Genomic DNA, 8,506 nt, shown 5'->3' on the forward strand with positions numbered 1-8,506 from the left:
CCCCTGCCCGTCCCCTCCCGTCCACCTGTCCGTCCACCTGTCCGTCCACCTGTCCGTCGCCTGTCCTCAAGCGCCGGACGGGCCGCTCTCCGTGCCCCGTATTGTTGAAGGGTCTGTGTTTCCTTCCGGTCCAGAAAGGCCCCAGCCGCCATGGTGCAGATCAAGACCCCCGAGCAGATCGCCAAGATGCGCGAGGCGGGGCTGGTCGTCGCCGCAATCCACGCGGCCACCCGTGAGGCGGCCGTGCCGGGTGCCACCACGAAGGACCTCGACGAGGTGGCCCGCAAGGTGATCGCGGAGCACGGGGCCAAGTCGAACTTCCTGGGCTACGGCGGGTTCCCGGCGACCATCTGCACCTCCGTGAACGAGGTCGTCGTCCACGGGATCCCGAGTGACGAGGTCGTCCTGAAGGACGGCGACATCATCTCCATCGACGCGGGCGCGATCGTCGACGGCTGGCACGGGGACGCGGCCTTCACCGCCTTCGTGGGCTCCGGTCACGCTCCCGAGCTCGTCGAGCTCTCCCGGGTGACCGAGGAGTCGATGTGGGCGGGCCTCGCGGCGGTGAAGCAGGGGAACCGGCTCGTGGACGTCTCCCGGGCGATCGAGACGTACATCCGGCGCCAGCCGAAGCCGGGCGGCGGCAAGTACGGGATCGTCGAGGACTACGGCGGTCACGGCATCGGTACCGAGATGCACATGGACCCGCATCTGCTGAACTACGTCGACCGGCGCCGGGGCAAGGGCCCGAAGCTGGTCCCCGGCTTCTGCCTCGCCATCGAGCCGATGGTCTCCCTCGGCACCCCGAAGACCAGGGTCCTGGAGGACGACTGGACCGTCATCACGACGGACGGCACATGGTCCTCCCACTGGGAGCACTCGGTGGCGCTGACGGAGGAGGGCCCGCTGGTGCTGACGGCGCCGGACGGGGGCAAGGCGAAGCTGGCGGAGTACGGGGTCAGCGCGGCGCCGGATCCGCTGGCCTGAGGGCGGGCTGCCCCGAAGCCGGGAAGACGCCCTGGGGGAGGTCGCTTAATGATCTCTCTGCGTGGGCAGCCTCTCTCGATTCGTGTTTCTCGGGGCGCTGACGTAGACTGACTCGTCGGCTCTCGTGTACCCGTATGCCCGCGTTCGGTTACACGAAGTCGATCAAGGTAGTCGATTCGAAGGGCGAAGCGTGGCCAAGAAGCAAGGTGCCATCGAGATCGAGGGCACTGTCGTCGAGTCTCTTCCGAACGCCATGTTCAAGGTCGAGCTCCAGAACGGCCACCAGGTCCTGGCACACATCAGCGGCAAGATGCGTATGCACTACATCCGCATCCTCCCTGACGACCGGGTCGTGGTGGAGCTGTCTCCGTACGACCTGACGCGTGGCCGGATCGTTTACCGCTACAAGTAGATCTTGCCCACATCCCGCCCGAGCGGGGTCGCCGGCAACTGACCCGGAGAACCTCACATCCCATGAAGGTCAAGCCGAGCGTCAAGAAGATCTGCGACAAGTGCAGGGTGATCCGCCGTCACGGCCGGGTCATGGTCATCTGCGACAACCCGCGCCACAAGCAGCGCCAGGGCTGACGCACGACCGCACCCTCTGCGATTCGCAGAACTTCGCGCGACGCGAGCTGAATGTGTTCATACGCAGGGCCCGGAGCCGAGTGATCGGTTCCGATACCCCCGGTCGGAGGCCGGGGACCCAGTTCGTACCTGGTACGGCGGCTGGGAGTCGGTCCTGTGGAAGACCTCCGCAATCAACTGGAGCCATTGAATGGCACGCGTTTCCGGTGTTGACATCCCGCGCGACAAGCGCGTGGAGGTCGCCCTCACCTACGTGTTCGGCATCGGCCGGACCCTCTCGCAGCAGACGCTGGCCGAGACCGGCGTCAACCCCGACACCCGCGTTCGCGACCTGACCGAGGAAGAGCTCGTCAGGATCCGCGAGTACGTGGACAACAACATCAGGACCGAGGGTGACCTCCGTCGTGAGATCCAGGCCGACATCCGCCGCAAGGTCGAGATCGGCTGCTACCAGGGTCTCCGCCACCGCCGTGGCCTGCCCGTCCGCGGTCAGCGCACCAGCACCAACGCCCGCACCCGCAAGGGCCCGCGTCGCGCCATCGCCGGCAAGAAGAAGCCGGGCAAGAAGTAGTCCGCAGCGGACGCTCGTCAGCGGTCTTGAAGAGCGGTTTCGCCAGAGCGGTTTCGCTGTAGGACCGACCACCTCCCGTAGGAGTTACAGACATGCCCCCCAAGGGACGTCAGGGCGCTGCCAAGAAGGTGCGCCGCAAGGAAAAGAAGAACGTCGCTCACGGCCACGCGCACATCAAGAGCACGTTCAACAACACCATCGTTTCGATCACGGACCCCTCCGGCAACGTGATCTCCTGGGCCTCCGCCGGCCACGTCGGCTTCAAGGGCTCGCGCAAGTCCACCCCCTTCGCCGCGCAGATGGCCGCCGAGTCGGCTGCCCGCCGCGCGCAGGAGCACGGCATGCGCAAGGTCGACGTCTTCGTGAAGGGCCCGGGATCGGGTCGTGAGACGGCGATCCGTTCGCTCCAGGCGACCGGTCTCGAGGTCGGCTCCATCCAGGACGTCACCCCGACCCCGCACAACGGCTGCCGTCCGCCGAAGCGTCGCCGGGTCTGACGTCTGGCGCGTTCCGGGCTGTACGAGCTGTGGTATCGGGCGGTACGTCTCCGTAAGGGTCGTACCGCCCGTACTCTTGCAGTACCCGCCTTTTTCACGGAGGCGGTTCCGTCGGGCGTCATATAGCGGGCGCCCACGACTGAAGGATCTGATCCACACATGCTGATCGCTCAGCGTCCCTCGTTGACCGAAGAGGTCGTCGACGAGTTCCGCTCCCGGTTCGTGATCGAGCCGCTGGAGCCGGGCTTCGGCTACACCCTCGGCAACTCCCTCCGCCGGACCCTTCTCTCCTCGATCCCCGGTGCCGCCGTCACCTCCATCCGGATCGACGGTGTCCTGCACGAGTTCACCACCGTGCCGGGCGTCAAGGAGGACGTCACCGACCTGATCCTCAACATCAAGCAGCTGGTCGTCTCCTCGGAGCACGACGAGCCCGTCGTGATGTACCTGCGCAAGCAGGGCCCGGGGCTGGTCACCGCCGCCGACATCGCGCCCCCGGCCGGTGTCGAGGTGCACAACCCCGACCTCGTCCTCGCCACGCTCAACGGCAAGGGCAAGCTGGAGATGGAGCTGACCGTCGAGCGCGGTCGCGGCTACGTCTCCGCCGTGCAGAACAAGCAGGTGGGCCAGGAGATCGGCCGTATCCCGGTCGACTCCATCTACAGCCCCGTGCTGAAGGTCACGTACAAGGTCGAGGCGACCCGTGTCGAGCAGCGCACCGACTTCGACAAGCTGATCGTCGACGTCGAGACCAAGCAGGCGATGCGTCCGCGTGACGCCATGGCCTCCGCCGGTAAGACGCTGGTCGAGCTGTTCGGTCTCGCCCGCGAGCTGAACATCGACGCCGAGGGCATCGACATGGGTCCGTCCCCGACGGACGCCGCCCTCGCCGCCGATCTGGCGCTGCCGATCGAGGAGCTGGAGCTCACCGTTCGGTCGTACAACTGCCTCAAGCGTGAGGGCATCCACTCCGTGGGTGAGCTCGTGGCGCGTTCCGAGGCCGACCTCCTCGACATTCGTAACTTCGGTGCGAAGTCGATCGACGAGGTCAAGGCGAAGCTGGCCGGCATGGGCCTGGCGCTCAAGGACAGCCCGCCCGGATTCGACCCCACGGCCGCTGCCGACGCCTTCGGCGCCGACGACGACGCGGACGCCGGTTTCGTCGAGACCGAGCAGTACTGACCGGTTCCACCTCCGGGGGTCTCGCAGAGACCCCCGGATCTCCGACAGGCGACCGTCTGCTCGGATACTGACCCCGGTACCTGACACGGCCGGGGCAGATACATAGGAGAAAGAAATGCCGAAGCCCACCAAGGGTGCCCGTCTGGGCGGCAGTGCCGCGCACGAGAAGCTGCTCCTCGCGAACCTCGCGAAGGCGCTGTTCGAGCACGGCCGCATCACCACCACCGAGGCGAAGGCCCGCCGTCTGCGGCCGTACGCCGAGCGTCTGGTCACCAAGGCGAAGAAGGGCGACCTTCACAACCGTCGCCAGGTGCTCCAGGTCATCACGGACAAGAGCGTCGTCCACACGCTCTTCACCGAGATCGGCCCGCGGTACGAGAACCGTCCGGGTGGCTACACCCGTATCACCAAGATCGGCAACCGCCGTGGCGACAACGCGCCCATGGCTGTGATCGAGCTGGTCGAGGCGCTGACGGTCGCGCAGCAGGCCACCGGTGAGGCCGAGGCCGCCACCAAGCGTGCGGTCAAGGAAGACGCCCTCAAGAAGGAGGAGGCCGTCGAGGCCAAGTCCGACGAGGCCGTGGAGGAGACCAAGGCCGAGGACGCCGCCGAGGAGTCCAAGGACGCCTGAGGTTGACCTCGCGTCGAGCGGGTCCGTCCGTTGGGGCGGGCCCGCTTTCGCGTTCGCGGGGGCCTGAGAGGATCTACCTGTGAGTGACGAAGTACAGCCCGGACATGTGCGCGTACGGCTTGATCTCTCCTACGACGGCACCGAGTTCTCCGGCTGGGCCAAGCAGGCCGGGGGGCGGCGGACCGTACAGGGGGAGATCGAGGACGCCCTGCGGACGGTGACGCGGTCCAAGGGGGACACGTACGAGTTGACCGTGGCCGGGCGCACCGATGCCGGGGTGCATGCGCGGGGGCAGGTGGCGCATGTGGATCTGCCGGTGGAGGTGTGGGGCGAGCACCGTGGAAAGCTGCTGAAACGGCTGGCGGGGCGGTTGCCCAGGGATGTGCGGGTGTGGGCCCTCAGGGAGGCTCCCGCGGGGTTCAACGCGCGGTTCTCGGCTGTCTGGCGGCGGTACGCCTACCGGGTCACCGACAACCCCGGTGGCGTGGATCCGCTGCTGCGGAACCATGTGCTGTGGCATGACTGGCCCCTCGACGTCGAGGTCATGAACGAGGCCGCCGGGCGGTTGCTGGGGGAGCATGACTTCGCCGCGTACTGCAAGAAGCGTGAGGGCGCCACGACCATTCGTACGTTGCAGGAGCTGGGTCTCGTGCGGGGTGATGACGGGATCATCACCGCCACCGTGCGTGCCGATGCCTTCTGCCACAACATGGTGCGGTCCCTTGTCGGCGCGTTGCTGTTCGTGGGGGATGGGCATCGGCCGGCTGACTGGCCCGGGAAGGTGCTGGCCGCGGGTGTACGGGACTCCGCCGTGCACGTCGTACGGCCGCACGGGCTGACGCTGGAGGAAGTCGGGTACCCCGCGGACGAGTTGCTGGCCGCGCGGAACAAGGAGGCGCGGAACAAGCGGAGTCTTCCTGCGGCCGGGTGCTGTTGAGGGGGCGTCAGGGTGGGTGACCTCGGTCGTCCGCGGCTGTGAGGCGTGGGGGTCGGGGGCTGCCCGCAGAGGGGTTCGCCCCCGGCGCCCCTACTCGTTGGCCGCTGCCGAGGCCTGGGCCTCGCCGCGGCGGCGGATCTGGCGGAAGGCGAACTCGGCCAGGTCGTCGCCGGTGGAGAAGACCGCGGAGTCCTTCTCGGTGACGTCCTTGCCGTTGGTGAAGCCGGCCAGGGTGAAGTACGCGTAGCGGCCGTACGAGTTCATCGTGCGGCGGCAGATCGCCGTGCTGCAGAACGAGGGGATGCCGGAGCCCGGCAGCGGGGTGACGAGGCTCTTGGAGTCCGCGTCCTTCTTGGCCTTGGCCGCCTGGGCCTCGGTGTCGAAGAGGGCGACGCCGACCGTGACGGCGACGCCGTCCCTGGCGTAGCTGACGCGCAGGACGCGTGTGCAGTCGTTCTTGGTGAGCACCGCGTCGAGGCTGTTCTGGACCGCCGAGGCGCAATCGGTCGTGGAGGCCGTCGCGCCCTTCTTGTAGACGGACTCGCCCATCGTCAGCCGCGTACCCGGGAACAGGCTCTCCGCGCTGAGCGGGGCCGTGTCCTTCTTGACGTCGGAGATGAAGTCCTTCGGGTTCAGCGGGGGAGGAGCCGAGGTCGGGGCGAACGACGGTTCGGGGTCGTCGCTGGCGCTCGGGATGTCCGCCGTGGCGGGCAGGCCGCTGGTGGGGTTGTTCGACGCGTCCGCGTCACCGTCCGTGGAGACGACGGCCACCGCGACGGCGGCCCCGATCGCGACCGTGGCGAGGGCGCCGCCGACGGTCATCAGTAGGCGTCGGCGCTTGTTGCGCGACTCGGACGCCTCGGCGAGTGCCGCCCAGTCAGGGGTCTGGCCGCCTTGACCGGACCACTGCGGCTGCTGCGAACCCGGTTTCCAGGGATCCCACTGAGGTTCCCCTTGCCCAAAACTCATGGGTCGCATTTTAGACGGGTGTTGGGGTGTGGTGTTCAGTCTCATGGGGCAATGAGCTCCCACTGTGACGTGAGTGATTGCCCATCAAAGAGACATTCCCGGTCGCTCTGGTCCTGTACTCCGGCTTGCCGCGGCCGTTTCTGACGGCGGGTCGGGAAGCTCTGTCATCGAACGCTGTTCGTACAGTGCTCCAGTTGCCCCGGTTCCGTTTTCCTTTCCCGTTCCCTTCCCGTTCCTTCCCGTTCCTTCCCGACCGCTTCCCGGTTTCCGACCGTTTCTTGATCGTGCGAGGAGTCGTGCATGTCGCCCCTGAACAGAAGATCCGCTCTCGCCGCGCTGGCCGGAGCGGCGGCCGCCTCGCCGCTGCTGCCGGGGCCCGGTACGGCTGTCGCCCGCGCGGCCACGGACACGGCCGCCACCGCGAGCGCCACCGTGGGCGCCACGTCGGCCACCGCCGTTGATGTCGCCCGGCAGGGCAGCTCTCTGCTGGTCTCCGCCAACGACCCGGCGTGGTTTCCGGAGCACGCCGCCGGGGCCCTCACGGCGACTCCCGTGGCGGCCACCGCATCCGCGCCGGCCCTGCTGGAGGTGACCGACGGCCGGGGATGGCTCGCGACCCTGACGCATGGGGCGAAGACGGTGACCGTGCGGGGGCCGCGACGCTGGTTAACGGAACAGAAGAAGCCGTTCACCGACACGTTCGCGCGCACTCCCGCCTCCGGCTGGGGCGCCTCTCCCGGCGGCGGCACCTGGTCCACCCACAACGGCGCTGATGCCGACTACCGCGTCGAGGACGGCCGGGGAGTCATCGAACTGACCGCGGCGAACGCGAGCCGGCACGCCTTCCTCTCCTCCGACCGGGACATCGCCGATCTGAACGCCACGGCCGTGTTCGGCTTCGACCGGGCCCCCTCCGGCGCCGCCGCCTCCCTCGCCCTGTCCTTCGCGTACGACGACATGGACAACCACTACCGGGCCAGACTCAACGTCACCGCGGCCGGTGCGGTACAGCTGCTGCTGGAGAAGGAGGAGGCCGACGCCGTCACGGTGCTGGGCGCCGCCCAGCAGGTCGGCACCGGGTTCACCGCCTCCGACCGCTGGCGCGTACGGGTGGAGAAGGAGGGCTCGGCGCTGCGGACGCGCGCCTGGCGGGACGGGACGGCGGAACCGTCCTCCTGGCAGCACAGTGTGACGGACCCCACCTTCACGCAGGGCCGGGTCGGGGTTCGCGCGCTCGCCTCCTCCGGCAGCACGGCGCTGCCCCTGAAGGCGCTGGTGAGCGAGTTCGCGGTGGAGTCGGCGTACTGGGCGGATCCCCCCGTGGTCAGCCACGAGACCTGGGTGCGCGTGCTGCCCGAACCGTTCGACGGCGGCTGGACGAACGCGATGGAGCAGCGGATACGCGCCTGGGCGGCCGACACCTCGCCCGACGCGCTCGCGTACGGGGCGATGTTCCTGCCCGGCGGGGCCACCGTCCGCTCCTCGGTCCTCGACGGCGTCCAGGTGCTGGGCGAGGCGGGCTACGGCCCGCTGAAGGCGGACGGAACCCGCCGCGAGGGCGCCGACTTCCACGAGTACATGGGCGTGGAGTGGACGTTCCCGAACGGTGAGCGGAGGCCGTACGCGGGCCTTCAGTGGGAGGGCAACCTCGATTGCTCCGGCCTCGTCCGTATGGTGTACGGCCACCACATGGGCCTGCCCCTGGTGTACGAACGCGACCACGACGGTGTGAACCTGCCCCGGCTGTCCCGGGACCAGGCGGCCTCGGGTCCCGGTGTGGTCGTGGCGCGGGCCACGGCCGCGGCGCCCTCCCTGGCAGGGCTGCGCATCGGCGACCTGGTCTGCTTCGACGCCACGGACGACGACACCGACGACACCACGGACGAGGACGGCGTGGTCGACCACGTGGGCATCTACGTGGGCGAGGACCAGCACGGCAACCCGCGCTTCCTGTCGAGTCGCAAGACCCCGAACGGCCCGACCATCGGGGACCTGGGCGGCCCCTCGACACTCAACGGCACGGGGCTGTACGCCCGGACGCTCCGCTTGATCCGCCGGTTCTAGTACGTCGGCCTCAGGTGACACGCCGGTTCCGGTACGCCGGTTCCGGCAGGGGTGCGCGGTCCGGCCTCCCCCGCCCGCCC

Annotated in this window: 10 protein-coding genes; 9 read left to right on the forward strand and 1 reads right to left on the reverse strand. The window is 68.7% G+C overall.

Translation table 11 applies throughout. From position 1 onward, the window contains the following. Positions 1 to 150: 150 nt before the first annotated feature. The 8 genes from map to truA all read left to right on the forward strand — a co-directional run bounded on the left by map (position 151) and on the right by truA (position 5,393). Positions 151 to 987 (forward strand): type I methionyl aminopeptidase, encoded by an 837-nt coding sequence (gene map, locus FNH04_RS35880; RefSeq protein WP_152790033.1) that lies wholly within the window; start codon positions 151 to 153, stop codon positions 985 to 987. Positions 988 to 1,177: 190 nt separating this feature from the next. Further along, positions 1,178 to 1,399 (forward strand): translation initiation factor IF-1, encoded by a 222-nt coding sequence (gene infA / locus FNH04_RS35885; RefSeq protein WP_003948620.1) that lies wholly within the window; start codon positions 1,178 to 1,180, stop codon positions 1,397 to 1,399. Positions 1,400 to 1,461: 62 nt separating this feature from the next. Next, on the forward strand, positions 1,462 to 1,575 hold the full coding sequence (rpmJ, locus tag FNH04_RS35890) for a 50S ribosomal protein L36 (RefSeq protein ID WP_003974245.1): 114 nt from the start codon (positions 1,462 to 1,464) through the stop codon (positions 1,573 to 1,575). A 190-nt stretch (positions 1,576 to 1,765) separates the two neighbouring features. Continuing rightward, complete coding sequence (rpsM, locus tag FNH04_RS35895; RefSeq protein WP_152790034.1) at positions 1,766 to 2,146, forward strand: 30S ribosomal protein S13; 381 nt, start codon at positions 1,766 to 1,768, stop codon at positions 2,144 to 2,146. A 92-nt stretch (positions 2,147 to 2,238) separates the two neighbouring features. Further along, positions 2,239 to 2,643 (forward strand): 30S ribosomal protein S11, encoded by a 405-nt coding sequence (rpsK, locus tag FNH04_RS35900; RefSeq protein ID WP_003956432.1) that lies wholly within the window; start codon positions 2,239 to 2,241, stop codon positions 2,641 to 2,643. Between the two features lie 159 nt (positions 2,644 to 2,802). Continuing rightward, positions 2,803 to 3,825 carry a DNA-directed RNA polymerase subunit alpha gene (locus FNH04_RS35905; protein WP_003966937.1) on the forward strand — a complete coding sequence of 341 codons (1,023 nt, stop codon included), beginning with the start codon at positions 2,803 to 2,805 and terminating at the stop codon, positions 3,823 to 3,825. A gap of 115 nt (positions 3,826 to 3,940) precedes the next feature. Continuing rightward, positions 3,941 to 4,456: a 50S ribosomal protein L17 gene (rplQ, locus tag FNH04_RS35910; RefSeq protein WP_152790035.1), complete on the forward strand. Its 516-nt coding sequence runs from the start codon at positions 3,941 to 3,943 to the stop codon at positions 4,454 to 4,456. A gap of 79 nt (positions 4,457 to 4,535) precedes the next feature. Further along, a complete protein-coding gene (truA, locus tag FNH04_RS35915) occupies positions 4,536 to 5,393 on the forward strand; it encodes a tRNA pseudouridine(38-40) synthase TruA (protein WP_322724808.1) in 858 nt (285 codons plus the stop codon). A 90-nt stretch (positions 5,394 to 5,483) separates the two neighbouring features. Here truA and FNH04_RS35920 read toward each other — a convergent pair whose 3' ends face one another. After that, positions 5,484 to 6,362, reverse strand: coding sequence for a hypothetical protein (locus FNH04_RS35920; protein WP_152790036.1), 879 nt, complete (start codon positions 6,360 to 6,362; stop codon positions 5,484 to 5,486). Positions 6,363 to 6,662: 300 nt separating this feature from the next. Here FNH04_RS35920 and FNH04_RS35925 point away from each other — a divergent pair, with 300 nt between their 5' ends. Next, positions 6,663 to 8,426 carry an NlpC/P60 family protein gene (locus tag FNH04_RS35925; RefSeq protein ID WP_152790037.1) on the forward strand — a complete coding sequence of 588 codons (1,764 nt, stop codon included), beginning with the start codon at positions 6,663 to 6,665 and terminating at the stop codon, positions 8,424 to 8,426. The last annotated feature ends 80 nt before the right edge of the window (positions 8,427 to 8,506 follow it).

Origin of the sequence: Streptomyces phyllanthi (genome assembly GCF_009377205.1) — a bacterium.
Taxonomy (GTDB): domain Bacteria; phylum Actinomycetota; class Actinomycetes; order Streptomycetales; family Streptomycetaceae; genus Streptomyces; species Streptomyces phyllanthi.